Genomic DNA, 17,837 nt, shown 5'->3' on the forward strand with positions numbered 1-17,837 from the left:
GTGGCGCGAATCGGCGCATAGCCGCCCGGAACCGCCCCTCTTCCCATTGCACTACCCGAAGAAATGCGCGAGTCTGCGCAAACATCATGAAAAGGGCGGGAACATTCACCCCTGCTCCACTCGTTTGTCGAGAGGACGGGAAGCGGTTCCGGGTCCTCTAAGATGTAGGCCCGAGGACCGGGTTCCCCCTGACGTCCGCGGCCACGGGCAGCGGTCAGCGGGCCTAGATCTGACTCTCCGCCCCGGGCGGACCAACCGCGATCTGCGAGGAGCGCATAGGAAGTGCCAGGCATACTCGACAGGCTCCTGCGCGCGGGTGAAGGAAAGATCCTGCGCCGGCTCAAGAAGTTTAAGGACCAGGTCAACGCGCTAGAGGAGAACTACACCGACCTCAGCGACGAGGAGCTGCGCGACCTGACCAAGGAGTACAAGGAGCGCTACGAGGACGGTGAGTCGCTGGACGACCTGCTCCCCGAAGCCTTCGCGACCGTCCGCGAGGCGGCCCAGCGTACTCTGGGCCAGCGCCCCTTCGACGTCCAGATCATGGGTGCGGCAGCCCTGCACCTGGGGAACATCGCCGAGATGAAGACCGGTGAGGGCAAGACCCTGACCGGAAGCCTCGCGGTGTACCTCAACGCCCTCGCGGGGCAGGGCACCCACGTCATCACCACCAACGACTACCTCGCCCGACGCGACGCCCAGAACCTGGGCCGCATCTACCACTTCCTCGGGCTCGAGGTCGGCGTGGTGGGGCCACAGATGACGCCGACCGCGCGGCGCAAGGCCTACCAGGCCGACATCACCTACGGAACGAACAACGAGTTCGGTTTCGACTACCTGCGCGACAACATGGCGCTCTCGCTCAAGGACACGGTCCAGCGAGGCCACTTCTTCGCCCTGGTCGACGAGGTCGACTCCATCCTCATCGACGAGGCGCGCACCCCGCTGATCATCAGCGGACCCTCCGAGCAGAACTCGCGCTGGTACTCCGAGTTCGCGAAGATCGCCCCCCGCCTCAAGCGGGACGACGACTACGAGGTCGACGAGAAGAAGCGCACCGTCGGGATCACCGAGGAGGGCGTGGCCAAGGTTGAGGACTGGCTGGGAATCGACAACCTCTACGAGGCGGTCAACACCCCGCTGATCAGCTTCCTCAACAACTCCCTCAAGGCCAAGGAGCTGTACCGGAAGGACAAGGAGTACATCGTCAAGGACGGTGAGGTACTCATCGTCGACGAGTTCACCGGACGCGTCCTGGCCGGCCGCCGCTACAACGAGGGCATGCACCAGGCCATCGAGGCCAAGGAGCGCGTCAAGATCAAGGACGAGAACCAGACTCTCGCCAAGGTCACGCTCCAGAACTACTTCCGCCTCTACGAGAAGCTCGCCGGCATGACCGGTACGGCCCAGACCGAGGCGGCCGAGTTCACCCAGACCTACAGCGTCGGTGTGGTCCCCATCCCGACCAACAAGCCGATGATCCGCGAGGACGTCAAGGACGTCGTCTACAAGCACGAGGACGCCAAGTTCCAGGCCCTCGCCGAGGACATCGCCGAGCGCCACAAGGAGGGGCAGCCCGTCCTGGTCGGTACGACCAGCGTCGAGAAGTCCGAACTCCTCGCCCGGATGCTCAAGCGCGAGGGCGTTCCGCACGAGGTCCTCAACGCGAAGAACCACGCTCGTGAGGCCTCGATCATCGCCCGCGCGGGCAAGCTCGGCGGCGTCACCGTGGCCACCAACATGGCCGGACGCGGTACCGACATCATGCTGGGGGGGAACCCCGACTTCCTCGCGGACGAGGAGCTCCAGGCCCGGGGCCTGAGCCCGCTGGAGACCCCGGAGGAGTACGAGGCGGCGTGGCCGGAGGCGCTGGAGAAGGCCACGGCGGCCTTCGAGGCCGAGCACGAGCAGGTGGTCGAGGCCGGCGGTCTGTACGTGCTCGGTACCGAGCGCCACGAGTCGCGGCGTATCGACAACCAGCTCCGTGGCCGTTCCGGCCGTCAGGGTGACCCGGGATTGTCCCGCTTCTACCTCTCCCTCCAGGACGACCTGCTGCGCCTGTTCAACTCCAGCCGTCTGGAGGTGTTCATGAACCAGCTGAGCATCCCGGACGACCAGCCGATCGAGTCCGGCATGGTGAGCAAGGCGATCGCCTCCGCCCAAGGCCAGGTCGAGACACAGAACTTCGAGATCCGTAAGAACGTCCTCAAGTACGACGAGGTCCTCAACCGGCAGCGCAAGGTCATCTACGCCGAGCGCCTCAAGGTGCTCAAGGGCCAGGACCTTCGCGACCAGGTCGTGGAGATGCTCGAGGAAGTGCTCCGGGGCTACGTCGTCGAGGAGACGGCCCAGGGCGACGCGGAAGAGTGGGACCTCGACAAGCTCTGGCGGGCGTTCAAGCAGGTCTACCCGATCAGTTTCACCGTCGACGAGTTCGTCGAGGACAACGGCGGCGTCCAGACCCTCACCACGGACCTCATCGCCACTCAGGTGATCGAGGACGCCAAGGCCGCCTACGAGGCCCGCGAGGCCGAACTGGGCGATGAGGCTATGCGCGAGGTCGAGCGGCGCGTCATCCTCCAGGTGATGGACCGCAAGTGGCGTGAGCACCTCTACGAGATGGACTACCTCCAGGAGGGCATCGGCCTGCGCGCGATGGCTCAGCGCAACCCGCTGATCGAGTTCCAGCGCGAGGGCTTCGACATGTTCCAGCAGATGCTGGAGGCCATCAAGGAGGAGTCGGTCGGCTTCATCTTCAACGTCGAGGTCCAGGTCCGCAAGAAGGAGGAGTCGACCCTCACCGCCTCCGCCGCCGCGAAGACCGCCGCCACCGTCGGTGGCTCCACCGGTGCGACCGCCGTCGCCACCGCGGTGGAGGAGGACGAGGAGGCCGTAAGCGCCGCCGCGCCCAGCACCGAGGCCGAGTCCAACGAGGACGTGGTGGTGCCGGGCTTCGGCGAGGACCAGCCGAACCGCCTCCAGTACTCCGCGCCGAGTGAGGACGGTTCCGTCGAGCAGCGCAGCGAGACGGTGGACGACGAGTACGCGGGGACCGCCCGCAACTCGCCCTGCCCCTGCGGCTCCGGGAAGAAGTACAAGAAGTGCCACGGAGACCCCGCGGCCAAGTAGCCGCCGGGCATCACCGGTAGACACGCGTGTGGGCGCGGCTCCTTCGGGGCCGCGCCCACATGTTTTCGTGTGCCTGTCGGCTTGCGGCCTTGAGAGCTGCTGCCTGCGGGCGCGTGGCGCATCCCTTCAGGCGGGCAGCGGACGCTCCTGGACCACGTGCGTCATCATCAGAGGGGACTCAGCTGCTGGGGCCCTGCAGAGTGGCGGTAGTGCAGATCGGTCGCCTCGGCTTGGTGCACACGGTCAGCTGCGCTGTGGTCTACCTGGGTGTCGGCGTGCTCGCCCGCACGGTCTAGGGGCCCGTCCCGCCACAGCCCGCGCGGTCACCAGGACCTCCGGGGCGGCGATGGTCCTCGTCGGCGCGGGCCTGTTGGCCGGCCGCCTCTTCTGAACCACCCGGGGCCCGCCGGAGCCACCTCGGTAGTCCGCCCGACATGCCCTGGTGGGCTCAGGGGCTCAGGAAGTCTGGGTGACCTTGTTGAGGCCGCGGGGGACGTCGGGGTTGTAGCCCAGGCGGCGCGCTAGGTGCTCCGTGAGCAGCTGGGCGGGGACGATGAGGTTCATCGGCGACACCCACTCCGGCACGTTCGGGACGGGTACGGACAGGTCGCTCGCGGTGGCCAGGGCCTCCCCGCCGCCGAAGCCGAAGACCGGGGCCCCGGCGGAGCGGGCCCTCTCCGCGAGGGCGACCGTCCCCTGGAGGGTGGGCCCGCTGGGCGCGGCGACCAGCAGGGCAGGTGTACGCGGGTCCACCACGGCGATCGGGCCGTGCAGCAGGTCGGCGTAGGACAGCCCCATGGCGTGCAGGTAGCACGCCTCCTTGAGCTTCAGGGCAGCCTCTAGGGCCGTCGAGAAGGCCATACCGCGCCCGGAGATCACCGTGCCCTGCACGGCGACCATCCGCTCCACGATCTCCTCCAGGCCGTCTGAGGGCGCCGCGAGGGTCTCTACGATGCCTTCGGGTACCAGGTCCAGCTCACCGGCGTCCAAGTTGGCGCCCAGCCCGAGAGCGAGGACTGCGAGCGCGGCCAGCTGGGTGTTGTAGGTCTTCGTGGCCGGTACCGCGAGCTCGTTCCCGGCCCGGGTGACCAAGGCGACGTCGGCCTCTGCGGCAAGCGGCGAGTCGGCGCCGTTGGTCACGGCGGCGGTACGGGCGCCGCAGTCGGCGGCCCAGCGCATGGTCTCGACGATCTCCTCGGTCTTGCCGGACTGGGAGATGGCCACGGCGAGGACGTCGGAGAGGTCGATCTTGGCGCCGTAGGCGGTCGCGATGGAGGGTGACCCCAGGGTGGCCAGGCGGCCCGTGTGCGCCTGGAGCAGGTAGCTGCCGTAGACGGCGGCGTTGTCCGAGGAGCCGCGGGCGATGAAGAGGACGTGCTTGGTGGTGCGGCCGAGCGCCTCGATCTCCTTGCGCAGGGGGAGCAGGTCGGCGAAGGTGCGGCGCAGCGCTTCGGGCTGTTCGGCGATCTCGGATCGCATCACGCTCGTGGTGGTGGTCATGCGGAACCTTCCGAGGTAGCGGCGGCGGTCCTGGACGTGCGCCTGGCCGAGGACTATGGTCTAGTCCGGACTATACCAGTTAGGATCCGGTATGACCCGGTAGATGTCGAGTTCCGGAGCCCACCTCTCACGACGGGCAGCGGGGTATGTGTCCGCCGAATATGCCCTAGGGTCTTACGCCAACCTCTCCCGACGACCGAGAAGGCCAGCCGTTCCATGTCGATCGACGCCAGCAACCCCATGCCCAAGTACGTCCAACTGCGCGATCTGCTCCTGGACTGGATCACCTCGGCCGGACTGGGCGTGGACGACATGGTTCCCTCCGAGCGCGAGCTCAGCTCCACCTACGGCCTCTCCCGCATGACCGTCCGCCAGACCATCGACCTGCTGGTGGCCGAAGGGCGGATCTACCGTGTACCGGGAAAGGGCACCTTCGTGGCCCGCCCCAAGATAGAGATGTCCCTGGTCCTGGCCTCCTTCAGCGAGGACATGCGCGCCCGCGGCTACGAGCCGGGCGCGCGGGAACTGATCCGCCAGGTCATCCCCGCCAGCGGCCACACCGCGCGGATGCTCGACATCGCCCCCGCCACGCTGGTGCACCACATTGAACGCATGCGTACCGCCGACGACGAACCCATGGCGGTGGAGCGTTCCAACATCCCCGCGGAGTTGGTTCCGGGGCTCGAGGACTACGACCTTGCCGAGCGCTCCCTCTACGAGGTCCTGGAGAACGAGTTCGACATCCTGCTGGATTCCGGGGAACAGACCATCGAGGCCGGGATCTGCGATTCAGCCGACTCCCGCCTGCTCGGTCTGCCCGCAGGGAGCCCGGTGCTGATCATGCAGCGCCGGAGCTTCCTCAAGGGACAGTGTGTGGAACTGGCACTGTCCACCTACCGTGCTGACCGCTACCAGCTGCACTCCCGCCTGGACCCGCGGCAGCACGGCGACTGACGCGCCGAGCCCAGTGCCGGTCCAGCCACTCGCCGACTCTGGCGTGTGGATCACGTCACCTCTAAGCTCGCCACAGACCCCCTGGGAACAGTTGCGTCCCGGGTAGAGCACGGAGGACACATGGCGGACAAGGCAGCGGCGATCGTCGCCGGGTTGGGCGGAGCGGCCAACATCGAGGACATCGAGGCCTGCATCACCCGGTTGCGCACCGAACTGGCCGACCCCGGTCTGGTCCGGGACGGTGACCTCAAGGCGGCGGGCGTGCACGGGGTCCTGGTCTCGGGCAACGTCGTCCAGGTCGTGGTCGGCCCCGAAGCCGACTCCCTCACCGACGACATCCGGGACCTCCTGGAGTAGCGGGGGAGGGCCCTACCGAGAAGTCAGGCCATTGGTCCCTTTTGGACGGCCGCTTTCCGGATTAAGTGCCTTGTCAGGGGAAGACCTCCTGCATGTCAGACGTGAACGGTGCGCTGTGCGTACGCTCCCCCGTCGCCGGAACGGCCATGTCCCTGGACTCGGTGCCGGATCCGGTGTTCTCCCAGAGCATGGTCGGCCCAGGGGTCGCGGTCCACCCCGAACCCGGGCAGGAGGGCGGCCTGGAGTCCCGGCACGAGGTGGTGGCGCCCATCGCCGGGACCCTGGTCAAGCTCCACCCGCACGCGTTCGTGGTGATGGCGGCCGACAACGAACGCGGTGTCCTCGTCCACTTGGGCATCGACACCGTCGAGCTCGCCGGGGAGGGCTTCGCCCTCCTCACCCAGGAGGGCGCCGAGGTCGAGGCGGGGACTCCGGTGATCCGGTGGTCCCCGGGCATGGTGGCCTCCCTGGGCAAGCCCTCGGTCGTTCCGGTCGTGGCCCTGGACGCTGCGCCGGAGGCCCTCTCGGAGCAGGCGAGAGGGGCCGTCGAGCAGGAGGAGATCCTCTTCGTCTGGGCCTGACCGGCGGGGTGCGCCCTTCCGGGTCCGGCAGCCCGGTATTCTCCGGCGGCAACCAGCGACCTCGGAGATGAAACCGACATGAGACCGTCCGTTCCACGCGCCCTGGCCCCGGCCTGCGTGGGTCTTGCCCTTTTCGCCACAGCTTGCACCACAACCGAGGAGGTGGATCCCTCGCCTGAGGACAACGACCAGCAGCCCGATGCGACCGCTGAACCTTTCGAGCCGGTCCTGGCCCCGCAGCTGCTCGCCGACATGGATCTGGACGACAAGATCGGCCAACTCCTGGTGCTCACCGCACAGGGCACGTCGGCCGCCGACAACGCAGCGATGATCGAGGCACACCGTCCCGGCGGCATCATCTACTTCGACGCCAACCTGAACGAGGCCGAACAGATCGCCGAGATGTCGGCGGGAGTACAGGACCTGGCCGCCGAACAGGGGCAGGGCGTCCCCCTGTTCATCAGCATCGACCAGGAACAGGGACTCGTGGTGCGCATGCCCGTGGGCACCCTGTTCCCCGACGCCATGGCGGTCGGCGCGACCGGAGACACCGAGCTCGCCGCCCTGCGTGCCGCCACCACCGCGGACGAACTGACCGCGGTCGGCATCAATATGAACTACGCACCCGACGCCGACGTCAACACCGACCCCGACAACCCGGTCATCGGTATCCGCTCCTTCGGCTCAGACCCGGATTCGGTGTCGGAGATGGCGCTCGCCGAGGCCGAAGCCTACGCCGAGCACGGGGTGGCCCCGGTGGCCAAGCACTTCCCCGGGCACGGGGACACCGACGTCGACAGCCACACGGGACTGCCCGTCATCGACCTGCCCCGCGACCAGTGGGAAGCCGAGCACCTCCCGCCGTTCCAGGCCGCGGTCGACGCGGGCGTGGACGCGATCATGACCGCCCACGTACTCATGCCGCAGCTGGACACCAGCGAGGACCCGGATCCGGCCACGCTGTCCCCGGCCATCATCGACGGGATCCTGCGCGACGAACTCGGCTACGACGGGGTGGTCACCACCGACGCACTCAACATGGAGGGCGTGCGCCAGACCCACGACGACGGAGAGGTCGCCATCCGGGTGGTCGAGGCCGGGGTCGACCAGCTCCTCATGCCGCCGGACCCGACCGAGGCGGTGTCCGCGCTGCGTGAGGCGGTCGAGAGCGGGCGCATCACGGAGGAGCGCATCGACGAGTCCGTGCTGCGGATCCTCACGCTCAAGGAGAAGCGAGGCATCCTCGAGGCCGAGTCACCAGCCGACCCGGCCGCCGCCGCGGATGCCTTGGAGGACCCTGAACACGCCGAGGCCGCCCAGCGGGTGGCCGACGCTTCGGTCACCCTCGTTCGGAACGAGGACGGCCTCCTGCCGCTCTCCGCGGGCACCAGTGTGCGCGTCGACGGTGTGGGCGCGGACCGGATCGCGCCGGCCCTGACCGACGCGGGCCTCGATGTGGTGGACGGCGACGCGGACGTCCTCGTCGTGGGCACCAACGGGGCGCGCGGATCGGAGGAGCAGCGCGCCATGGTCTCCTCCGGCCAGGACCAGGGCACACCCGTCGTAGTGGTCGCCCAGGGCGGCCCCTACGACCTGGAGGCTTTCCCCGACGTGGACGGCTTCATCGCCCTCTACTCGGCCGTGGAGGTGTCCAGGGTGGCCGCGGCGAAGGCGATCGCGGGAGAGATCGACCCGTCCGGAACGCTTCCGGTCGACATCCCCGGTGCCGACGTGTCCGCCGGAACCGGACTCAGCTACTGACTAGGCGTTTCGCGAAGATTGAACCGGACGGGGAACGGGAAGAACGGTTCCCCGTCCGGACCCCCTCCGGGCGGCGGACGACCAGGAATGGAGGGGATGGGATGCGATCCACCCGACGAGGGGTCATCTCAGACTGGGGCGGTGTCCTCACGCCGCCGCTGACCGACGGGATCCGGGCCTGGCTGCACGCCGACCGGATCGACGCCGACCACTACTACGAGGTCATGCGGCCGTACTTCGACGGCAGCCTGCCCGACAACCCCGTACACGCATTGGAACGGGGCGAGATCGACTCCGGCGAGTTCGAACGCGACCTCGCCTCCCTGCTGCGTTCCACACACGGGGGACCGGTCGTGGCGGACGGCCTCATCCGCCGCATGTTCTCGCGGTTCAACCCGGTCCACGCCATGTACGACACCCTGCGATCGGCGCGGGAGGACGGAGCCAGCACGGCGCTGCTGTCCAACTCCTGGGGCAACGGCTACCCGCGCGAGCACTTCGCTTCGACCTTCGACACCGTGGTCATCTCCGGTGAAGTCGGCATGCGCAAACCTGAGGAACGCATCTACCTGCACACCTGTGAGCGGATGGGCCTGGAACCCGAGGACTGCGTGTTCATCGACGACCTCGACCACAACGTCCGCACCGCCGAAGCGCTCGGTATGACCGGCATCCTGCACTCCGATGTGACCGACACCAGCAGGGAGCTCTCCCGCTTCCTCGCAGGCGAGGACGACCAGGACCGTCAGCCGGTCTGACCCCCGGCGGGGCGCCGGTTCGGTCACCTCGGGTTCTTTGGGAAACTCGTAGTGACCTGACCGCGCCCTGGAGTTCCCATGTACGTCTTCCTGCCCAGCACCGTCCCAGCCCTGGCTGCCCTACTCGAGGAAGGGCGGCTGGAGGGTGCGCCCCTGACCGCGTTCACGGCCGATCCCGGCCCGAGCGGCGACTCCGAGGAGGCCGAGTACGACGCGATGTACGCGGCCGCTGAGGAGTCACTGGGGCTCCTGGCCGCGGACTCCGGGGCGCCCCGACGCCGCGTTGTGCTCGCCGCCGAGATGCCCGACCACATCGTCGAGCACGAGGCCCGTCACGCAGACGGCGTCGCCAGGGTCAGCGTGACCATGCCGGTCCCCTTCAAGAAGCTCAAGTCCGCCCACGTGGACGACACGGACGCGGCCGCCGACATCGCCAAGGCCGCCGCCGACCCTGACTCCGGGGACGCCGAAGACCACGAACTCATGTGGTTCGCCGTCCAGGAACTCCGCTATCTCGTGGCGGAATCCCGCGACCAGGAGAAATGATTTCCCGCTCTTTCCCGTCCTGACCTCGACCGACGTTTTCAGGGCTGAGTTGAACTGGAAAATTTTCCATAATGGCTGGTTCGGGTGGGTGTGGTTTTCCGTATCCCCCTGATCAGCGATATTTGACAATCATTGGGATGGTGGTAAAGATGCTTCATCAGCGCGCAAGCCGGATCTGACTGATTTTGCGCGCTCCCGCCGGTGGTGTTTCTTTCCGTTACCCCCACTTTCCCGCTACCACCGGCCGAAAGGAAATTCATGCCTACTCCCAAGAAGAAAACCCCGCTCGTCGTCGGCGCGGCCGCAGCGGGCCTCAGCCTGTTCGCGGGTGCCTGGTTCCTGGTCCCCGAAGGCAGTACGTCCGGTGAGCTCAGCGGAAGCAGCGACGCGCTCGACGCGGCCACCGCCGCCGATCCCCTCAGTGACGAGCCCGTCGGCTACGCCTCGATGAACGGCGGTACCACTGGCGGCTTCGGCGGTGACACGGTCGACGAGTACCTGCTCAGCGAGTACGAGTCCTGGAGCGAGGAGAGCACCCCGGGCGAGGCCCTCTACGCGGTCCTCAACGACCACAGCGACGAGGACGACGACGGCCTGGTCGTCTACGTCGACGTCACCGTGACCGCGGATCAGGTCAGCGAAGACAAGATCGACGTCAAGGACCTCACGAACGTGTCCATCCTCGGGGTCGGCGACGGCGGCGAGTTCGACGAGATCGGATTCAAGGTCACCCGCGCCGAGAACGTCGTCTTCCGCAACCTGGCGATCCGCGAGGTCTCCCAGGGCGAGGGCGACGCCCTCGAGGTGACCGAGCAGAGCTCCAACGTGTGGATCGACCACAACGAGTTCAGCAGTGAGAAGGAAGGTGTCGACAAGGACTACTACGACGGCCTGGTCGACATCAAGCACGGTTCCGAGTACATCACCGTCTCCTGGAACCGCTTCGAGGACCACTGGAAGACCTCGCTGGTCGGCCACAACGACGACGCCGACGCCGCCCCGGACCTCATCACCTACCACCACAACCTGTTCAGCAACCTGAACACCCGCGTGCCCCTGGTCCGCTTCGCTGACGTGCACATGCTCAACAACGTCTTCGAGGACGTCGACGGCTCCGCGATCAACGCCCGCATGGGAGCCGAGATCCTGGTCGAGGGCAACCACTTCGACAACGTGGGCTCCGGCGATGAGGACAGCCACGCGGACCAGATCGAAGGCGCGGTCGGCTGGTGGTACGGCAGCTCGGAGACCGGCTACTGGAACCTGGTCGACAACACCTTCGAGGACACCCCCCACGAGCACCTGGAGTCCACCACCGACTTCACGGTCCCCTACGACTACACCGCGCAGAGCCCCGAGGACGCCAAGGACGCCGTCGAAGCGGACGCCGGCACGGGGGTCATCGACGTCCAACCGTAGCCAGACCGGTTTTAGCTGACCCGGATTCAGCTCATACGGTTTCGGTTGATCTTGTTATCACCAGTTCAGGGTGCCGGGGGGAATCCCTCGGCACCCTGCTGCGTCGGCATTGGAGCACGCGTCCAGCGAATCCTGGAGAAAGGTGCCAGGTGGGCGGGTTTCACAGTTTTTCGGTTGAATCGGCAGGCCTTTCTTTTCGCGCAGGGAAAATACGGGGCCGGGTGAATGGCCGGTGGGTGGGCGCGGCAAGGTCCCGGCCGGTTGGCCGGGGATGAGCGCGAGACCACCTGCTCCCGGGGCCGGTGTCCGAGCGCGGACAGCATCCTGCCGCTCCACTGACCCGGGGCCGGTTGAAGCAAGGGGCCCATCCACAACAGGGACCCCACGGGCGGTCCTCGCCAGTGCCCCGAGCAGGCCTTGGGCCTTCGATTGTGGCCGAGAGCGGACGCCGTTTCCTCCTTGAATCGCCCATCCGGCACAATGGAGGCGTCCCGAACCCCGATTGCCGAGGAGTCAGCCATCAGCCGCCTGGTGCTATGGAACGTCGACCTGACACTCCTCGATGTGGGACAGGTGATGAGGGCCGCCTACGCCGAGGCTTTCGAGAAGGTCACCGGCGAGCCGCTGGTCTACTTGACCTCTTCTGCGGGCAGGACCGACTCGGAGATGTTCTTCGAGTTCTGTGCCCGCAACTACGTGGACCTGGAGCCGGACGCCGAGACCCTGGCGGATTTCCTCGCGGCCCTGGAGACAGCCTTCAGCGCCCGGAACGACCAGTTGCTGGCCAAGGGCCGGGTGATGCCCGGCGCGGCCGCCTCGCTGGCCGCTGTGGCCTCCCTGCCGGACATCATGCAGACCGTGGTCAGTGGGAGCACCCGCGCCAACGCCACCGCGAAACTGGTGGCCTTCGGCCTGGACACGAACCTCAACCTGTCCGTGGGCGGGTTCGGTTCGGTCAACTACCCCAAGTCCAGCCTGATCCAGTCCATCCGACTGCACGCCACCGGCGACGGCGGCCGGGCCTACACCGAGGAGGAGACGGTGTTCATCACCGGATCCGCCCCGGACATCCGGGCCGCCATGATCGGTGGGGCGACCCCCGTCGCCGTGCTCAACGGGTCGACGACCGAGGGGCAGCTGCGCGACGCGGGTGCACAGATCGTGCTGCCCGACCTCAGTGACCCCCGAGCCGTGATGACCGCCGTCCAGCAGGCAACAGCCCGATGACCCCAGCCCGACAACGACAGTGAGAACCCTTCGCGAGGGAGCCCTGGCTTCGTGCGCATCTCCGCTGAACGTTTCATTGGCCGCCCCCGGATCCGTTACGCCGACTCCGGCAATCCACTTCTAACAGTGCGTAACCACCGTGTAACGGTGTTGGTCCTGTTCTCGTGCGCGAAAACCAGTAGCCTGGATCCGTCCCCGCTCCGGCGGGGGCGAAGAGGCCGGAACAACGGTGTTCCACCGCCTCGTGTCACCCGACCTGTGCGCACAGGTGCCAACCCAACCGCCACCCACGTGGGTGCCTTGCGGCCCAAGGCCCTCACGGGAAGTCACAACTCAGCACAGAAGTTCACAGGTCAACCGACGAGCCACGCGACTCAACCGATGAGCCACACGACACGTCACATGACCGGGTGTTCTCCAAACGCTCGTGCGACGTTGCTCACAAAGGAGTGAGAGATCCCTATGTCCGGGCAATCCGACGTCATCCTCCAGAAGCTGCTCAGTGACGCGGCCTCCCGGTGGAACCCCGGGACTCGAATGAGCCCCGAGGCCGCCGACACGGTCCGACGCTTCCTCCCCTTCTACTACCGCCACACGGACCCCGAAGAGATCAGCGGCCGCAGCCCTGAACAGATCTGCGGCACGGCCGCGGCCCACCGCTCCTTCGGCGCCCAGCGGGACCAAGGACGGGCCAAGGTCCGGCTCTACACCCCAGACCTCGACCGCGACGGCTGGGAACAGCAGACCAGCATCGTCGAGATCGTCACTGACAACGCCCCCTTCCTCGTCTCCTCGGTCACCATGACCCTGAGCGAGCTACAAGCCGGGGTCCGGCTCATCATCCACCCCCAGATGACGGTCGGCCGAGACCTGGCCGGCAACCTCATCGAGGTCGACCCGGAGATCGGTGGCGACGGCCTCCTGCCCACCGACGAGTCGTGGATGCACATCGAGATCGACCGCCAGAGCGATCCCGAGCGCGTCAAGGAGATCACCACCAAGCTGGAGACCGTCCTCAACGACGTCCGCTACGTCGACGAGGACTCCGCCAAGATGAGCGACCGGGTCATCCGGATCGCCGACGAACTCTCCGCCTACCCCGACCGCCTGGTCGCGGGCGGCGTCGACCCCCGCGAGGTCGGCGAGAGCGTCGACTTCCTCCGCTGGCTCGCCGGGCGCCACTTCACCTTCATGGGCTACCGGGAGTACGCCCTCGTCACCGACGAGAACGGCGACGACTCGCTGCGCCCCGAGCCCGGAACGGGTCTGGGTCTCCTGCGCATGGACTCGCCCGCCTCCACCAGTTTCGCGGCCCTGCCCCCCGAGATCCGCGCCAAGGCCCGCGAGCCCTACGTCCTGGTGCTCACCAAGGCCAACTCCCGCGCTTCCGTGTACCGGCCCAAGTACCTGGACTACATCGGCGTCAAGAAGTTCGACTCCCAGGGCAACATCGTGGGTGAGCGCCGTTTCCTCGGCCTGTTCACCTCTCAGGCCAACACCAGTAGCATCAGCCAGGTCCCCATCCTCCGCCGCAAGCAGGCCGAGGTCCTCGCCCAAGCTGGCTTCGAGGCCGACAGCTACGACGGCAAGGACCTGATCGAACTCCTGGAGACCTTCCCGCGCGAGGAGCTCCTCCAGATCCCCGTGGGCGAGCTGTACAGCATCGTCCGCGGTGTCCTGCGCCTACGCGACCGCCGCGGTACCAAGCTCTTCATGCGCCGCGACCCCTACGGCGGCCGGTACATGTCCTGCTTCGTGTACATGCCGCGTGACGAGTACAGCACCCGGGTGCGCCTCGACATCCAACGGGTCCTCGCCGACGCCTTCCAGGGCGCGACCATGGACCACAACGTGCTGATCGGCGCGGCCCCGCTGGCCCGCCTCTACCTGGTGGCCCGTGCCAGGCCCGGGCACACCCTCGCGGACATCGACCAGGTCGCCCTGGAGGAGAAGGTCCGCGAGGCCGCCCGCTCCTGGGACGTCGACTTCGACGACGCGCTCGTCGACGAGTTCGGCCCGACCCGGGCCACCACGCTCAAGGAGCGCTACAGCTCCGGGCTCACCGAGGCCTACAAGGTCGACAACACCCCGACCGCGGCCGCCAAGGACATCGCCGGCATCGAGGAGCTGCTCGCCCGTACCGTCCCGGCCGCGCGCACGGGGGAGTTCACGGCGTCGCTGTACCAGCCCGAGGGGGCCGACGACACGACCTGGCGGTTCCGCCTCTCCCGGATCGGACAGCCCATCTCGCTGTCCCGCGTGCTGCCGGTCCTGGAGCACCTCGGCATCGAGGTGGTCGACGAGCGGCCATACGAGCTGAACGTCGAGGGTGTCGGCACGATCTGGATCTACGACTTCGGCCTCGGCCCCGTCGAGGCCCCCGACCTGTCGTCGGACCGCCTCAAGTCGCTCTTCGAGGATGCGTTCGACGCCTCCTGGCGGGACCTCGGCGAGTCCGACAGGTTCAACGCCCTGGTGGTGCGCGCCGGTCTCGACTGGCGCCAGCTCACCGTGCTGCGGGCCTACGCCAAGTACCTGCGCCAGACCGGATCCACCTTCACGCCCGACTACCTGGCCGACGTCCTCGTCGCCAACGTCGGGATCGCCAGCCTGCTCGTGGAGCTCTTCGAGGCCCGCTTCGACCCGGACCAATCGGACGAAGGCCGAGAGGAGCGAGGTAGGACGCTCGAGGGCAAGATCGAGAGCGCGCTGGAGGGCGTGGCCAGCCTGGACCACGACCGCATCCTGCGCTCGTTCCTGTCGGTCATCCAGGCAACCCTGCGCACCAACCACTACCAGGGCGGCCCGGAGGGGCGCCCCTACCTGGTGCTCAAGCTCAACCCGCAGGCGATCCCGGACCTGCCGCACCCGCGGCCCCGGTTCGAGATGTACGTCTACTCGCCGAGGGTGGAGGGCGTCCACCTGCGCTACGGTTCCGTGGCGCGCGGCGGTCTGCGCTGGTCGGACCGGTTCGAGGACTTCCGCACCGAGATCCTCGGCCTGGTCAAGGCCCAGATGGTGAAGAACTCCGTCATCGTGCCCAGCGGCGCCAAGGGCGGGTTCGTCTGCAAGCGCCTGCCCGCGGGCGGAGGCCGCGAGGAGGTGATGACCGAGGTCGTCTCCTGCTACAAGCAGTTCATCAGCGGCCTGCTGGACGTCACCGACAACCTGGTCGACGGCGAGGTCGTGCACCCCGAGCGCACGGTCCTGCACGACAGCGACGACTCCTACCTGGTGGTCGCCGCGGACAAGGGAACCGCGACCTTCTCCGACATCGCCAACGAGATCTCCGCCGAGCGCGGCTTCTGGCTGGGCGACGCCTTCGCCAGCGGCGGCTCGGTCGGCTACGACCACAAGGGCATGGGCATCACCGCCAGGGGCGCCTGGGAATCGGTGAAGTACAGCTTCCGCGAGATGGGCGTCAACGTCCAGGAAGAGCCCTTCACCGTCGTCGGCGTCGGCGACATGTCCGGGGACGTGTTCGGCAACGGGATGCTGCTGTCCAAGCAGATCAAGCTGGTGGCCGCCTTCGACCACCGCCACGTCTTCCTCGACCCGGACCCCGACCCGTACACCTCCTGGGAGGAGCGCCATCGCATGTTCCGCCTCCCGCGCAGCACGTGGGAGGACTACGACCCGGCGCTGATCTCCGAGGGCGGCGGGGTGCACCCGCGCACCGCCAAGTCCGTCCCGGTCACCCCGCAGGTCCGCGAGGTCCTCGGTATCGACTCCGAAGTCACGGCGCTCACCCCGGACGAGCTCATCCGGCACGTCCTCACCTCTCCGGTGGACCTGCTCTGGAACGGCGGTATCGGCACCTACGTCAAGGCCAGCGGCGAGACCCACGCCGACGTCGGCGACAAGGCAAGCGACCAGGTGCGCGTCGACGCCGCCGACCTGCGGGTGAAGGTGGTCGGCGAAGGCGGCAACCTGGGCCTGACCCAGCCGGCGCGGATCGAGTTCGCCCGTAACGGCGGCCGCGTCAACAGTGACTTCATCGACAACTCCGCCGGTGTGGACACCTCCGACCACGAGGTCAACATCAAGATCATGCTCGACCGCGAGGTGCGGGAGGGCGAACTGGCCAAGGGCGACCGCGACCAGTTGTTCATCGACATGACCGACGAGGTCGCCTCACTGGTCTTGGACAACAACTACGCGCAGAACACGGTGCTGGCCGCGGCGCGCAAGCAGAGCCACGGCATGCTGCACGTCCACGGCCGCTACATGCGCCACCTGGAGCGCACCAAGGTCCTCAAGCGCAAGCAGGAGGACCTGCCCTCCGACAAGACGATCGCTGAGCGCCGTGCCGCGGGCAAGGGCCTGACCAGCCCCGAGTTCGCGACGCTGGTCTCCTACACGAAGATCAGCCTCAAGGAGCAGATCGGCCTCTCCGACCTGGCGGACGACCCGTACCTGGCGTCGACCCTGACGGACTACTTCCCGACACCGCTGCGCTCGGACCGCTTCCACACGGGGGTGTCGTCCCACCCGCTGCGCCGGGAGATCATCGTCAACCAGGTGACCAACCAGCTGGTCAACCGGTCGGGTATCACCTACGCGTTCCGTCTCAACGAGGAGCTGGGGTCCAGCGCAGCTGACATCGCCCGTGCCTTCCTGGTGGTCCAGGACGTCCTCCAGCTGCGCCAGTTCTGGGGTGTGGTCGAGGAGCTGGACCACAAGATCTCCGTAGACAGCCAGCTGTTGCTGCTGTTGGAGACCCGCAAGCTCGCCGAGCGCTCCGCCCGGTGGCTGCTGCGCAACCGGAGCTTCCCGTTCGACCTGAGCAGTGAGATCGGGTTCTTCGCCGAGGACGTGGGCGAGGTCCTGCCCCAGCTGGTGGACCTGCTGCGCGGCCGGGACCGGGAGGCGTTCGAGGAGCGCCGCGACCGGTATACCTCGCTCGGTGTACCCGTCGACCTGGCCGAGCGGGTCGCCGCCATGGTGCCCGCCTACTCCACGTTCGACCTGGTGGAGATCGCCCACCGCACGGGCCACCCCGTCGGCCGCGTGGCCAGCCTGTACTTCGATCTGGCGGACCGGTTCAACATCAGCTGGTGGCGCGAGCGGATCATCGATCTGCCGCGGGACGACCGCTGGGTCACGATGGCCCGTTCCGCACTGCGTGACGACCTGTACGCGGTGCACGCGGACCTGACCAGCCGGGTCCTGGAGTCGGGCTCGTCCGAGTCCAACACCGAGCTCATCGCCCAGTGGGCCGAGCAGAACGAGGTCGCCGTGCAGCGCGCCGGGATCACGCTCTCGGAGATCCAGGAGAACGAGCGCTTCGACCTCGCCACCCTGTCGGTGGCCCTGCGGTCGATCCGTTCGCTGGCCGGCTAGGGGACAGGACTTGAGACGGGGCGCACGGAGTCATCCGTGCGCCCCGACCTAGGGCATGTTCGGCGGACACTTACCCTGCTGTGCGTCGCCCCAGCGGCACTGTCACTGCGCATCTCTCAGTCGACAGCCAAACCTGGGCGGGCCCCCGCTGTGCGATGCTGCCGAGCTTGCGAGGCAGTGCACAGTAGGGGAACTCCTTCTTCGGCCTTGTGCCAGCACCACTGGATGCGCCGCTCGCGACGGGCAGCATCCACCGAACACG

11 protein-coding genes are annotated in these 17,837 nt (G+C 67.6%); 10 read left to right on the plus strand and 1 reads right to left on the minus strand.

What is annotated here, in order from left to right:
* Nucleotides 1–282 precede the first annotated feature (282 nt).
* Nucleotides 283–3,129, plus strand: a complete 2,847-nt coding sequence (gene secA / locus ACYVD1_RS21345) for a preprotein translocase subunit SecA (protein WP_460775674.1) — start codon at nt 283–285, stop codon at nt 3,127–3,129.
* A 456-nt stretch (nt 3,130–3,585) separates the two neighbouring features.
* On the opposite strand, the gene ACYVD1_RS21350 is transcribed toward secA, so the two are convergent.
* Nucleotides 3,586–4,629: an SIS domain-containing protein gene (locus ACYVD1_RS21350; protein WP_460775677.1), complete on the minus strand. Its 1,044-nt coding sequence runs from the start codon at nt 4,627–4,629 to the stop codon at nt 3,586–3,588.
* 216 nt (nt 4,630–4,845) lie between these two features.
* Between ACYVD1_RS21350 and ACYVD1_RS21355 the strand changes: the two genes are divergently transcribed.
* The 9 genes from ACYVD1_RS21355 to ACYVD1_RS21395 all read left to right on the plus strand — a co-directional run bounded on the left by ACYVD1_RS21355 (nt 4,846) and on the right by ACYVD1_RS21395 (nt 17,575).
* Nucleotides 4,846–5,583, plus strand: coding sequence for a GntR family transcriptional regulator (locus ACYVD1_RS21355; RefSeq protein WP_460752763.1), 738 nt, complete (start codon nt 4,846–4,848; stop codon nt 5,581–5,583).
* 120 nt (nt 5,584–5,703) lie between these two features.
* On the plus strand, nt 5,704–5,940 hold the full coding sequence (locus tag ACYVD1_RS21360; RefSeq protein ID WP_460752766.1) for a PTS transporter subunit EIIB: 237 nt from the start codon (nt 5,704–5,706) through the stop codon (nt 5,938–5,940).
* Between the two features lie 92 nt (nt 5,941–6,032).
* Entirely contained in the window at nt 6,033–6,521 is a 489-nt protein-coding gene (locus tag ACYVD1_RS21365; protein WP_460775680.1) for a PTS sugar transporter subunit IIA, read from the plus strand.
* A gap of 78 nt (nt 6,522–6,599) precedes the next feature.
* The gene (locus tag ACYVD1_RS21370) at nt 6,600–8,282 is read left to right on the plus strand and encodes a glycoside hydrolase family 3 protein (protein WP_460775683.1); all 1,683 of its coding nucleotides are present in this window, start codon (nt 6,600–6,602) and stop codon (nt 8,280–8,282) included.
* Between the two features lie 101 nt (nt 8,283–8,383).
* Nucleotides 8,384–9,040 (plus strand): HAD family hydrolase, encoded by a 657-nt coding sequence (locus ACYVD1_RS21375; protein ID WP_460775687.1) that lies wholly within the window; start codon nt 8,384–8,386, stop codon nt 9,038–9,040.
* A 78-nt stretch (nt 9,041–9,118) separates the two neighbouring features.
* On the plus strand, nt 9,119–9,586 hold the full coding sequence (locus ACYVD1_RS21380; protein ID WP_460775690.1) for a DUF6912 family protein: 468 nt from the start codon (nt 9,119–9,121) through the stop codon (nt 9,584–9,586).
* 258 nt (nt 9,587–9,844) lie between these two features.
* Nucleotides 9,845–11,005 (plus strand): pectate lyase family protein, encoded by a 1,161-nt coding sequence (locus ACYVD1_RS21385; protein WP_460775693.1) that lies wholly within the window; start codon nt 9,845–9,847, stop codon nt 11,003–11,005.
* A 480-nt stretch (nt 11,006–11,485) separates the two neighbouring features.
* Nucleotides 11,486–12,232, plus strand: a complete 747-nt coding sequence (locus ACYVD1_RS21390; RefSeq protein WP_460775696.1) for an HAD family hydrolase — start codon at nt 11,486–11,488, stop codon at nt 12,230–12,232.
* Nucleotides 12,233–12,694: 462 nt separating this feature from the next.
* Nucleotides 12,695–17,575: an NAD-glutamate dehydrogenase gene (locus tag ACYVD1_RS21395; RefSeq protein WP_460775699.1), complete on the plus strand. Its 4,881-nt coding sequence runs from the start codon at nt 12,695–12,697 to the stop codon at nt 17,573–17,575.
* The last annotated feature ends 262 nt before the right edge of the window (nt 17,576–17,837 follow it).

Source organism: Nocardiopsis nanhaiensis (genome assembly GCF_054778635.1).

What these genes read in the sequence shown, in the direction of transcription:
- ACYVD1_RS21350 (WP_460775677.1), bottom strand. Translation starts at nt 4,629, where the DNA reads ATGACCACCACCACGAGCGTGATGCGATCCGAGATCGCCGAACAGCCC.
- ACYVD1_RS21355 (WP_460752763.1), top strand. Translation starts at nt 4,846, where the DNA reads ATGTCGATCGACGCCAGCAACCCCATGCCCAAGTACGTCCAACTGCGC.
- ACYVD1_RS21360 (WP_460752766.1), top strand. Translation starts at nt 5,704, where the DNA reads ATGGCGGACAAGGCAGCGGCGATCGTCGCCGGGTTGGGCGGAGCGGCC.
- ACYVD1_RS21365 (WP_460775680.1), top strand. Translation starts at nt 6,033, where the DNA reads ATGTCAGACGTGAACGGTGCGCTGTGCGTACGCTCCCCCGTCGCCGGA.
- ACYVD1_RS21370 (WP_460775683.1), top strand. Translation starts at nt 6,600, where the DNA reads ATGAGACCGTCCGTTCCACGCGCCCTGGCCCCGGCCTGCGTGGGTCTT.
- ACYVD1_RS21375 (WP_460775687.1), top strand. Translation starts at nt 8,384, where the DNA reads ATGCGATCCACCCGACGAGGGGTCATCTCAGACTGGGGCGGTGTCCTC.
- ACYVD1_RS21380 (WP_460775690.1), top strand. Translation starts at nt 9,119, where the DNA reads ATGTACGTCTTCCTGCCCAGCACCGTCCCAGCCCTGGCTGCCCTACTC.
- ACYVD1_RS21385 (WP_460775693.1), top strand. Translation starts at nt 9,845, where the DNA reads ATGCCTACTCCCAAGAAGAAAACCCCGCTCGTCGTCGGCGCGGCCGCA.
- ACYVD1_RS21390 (WP_460775696.1), top strand. Translation starts at nt 11,486, where the DNA reads ATGGAGGCGTCCCGAACCCCGATTGCCGAGGAGTCAGCCATCAGCCGC.
- ACYVD1_RS21395 (WP_460775699.1), top strand. Translation starts at nt 12,695, where the DNA reads ATGTCCGGGCAATCCGACGTCATCCTCCAGAAGCTGCTCAGTGACGCG.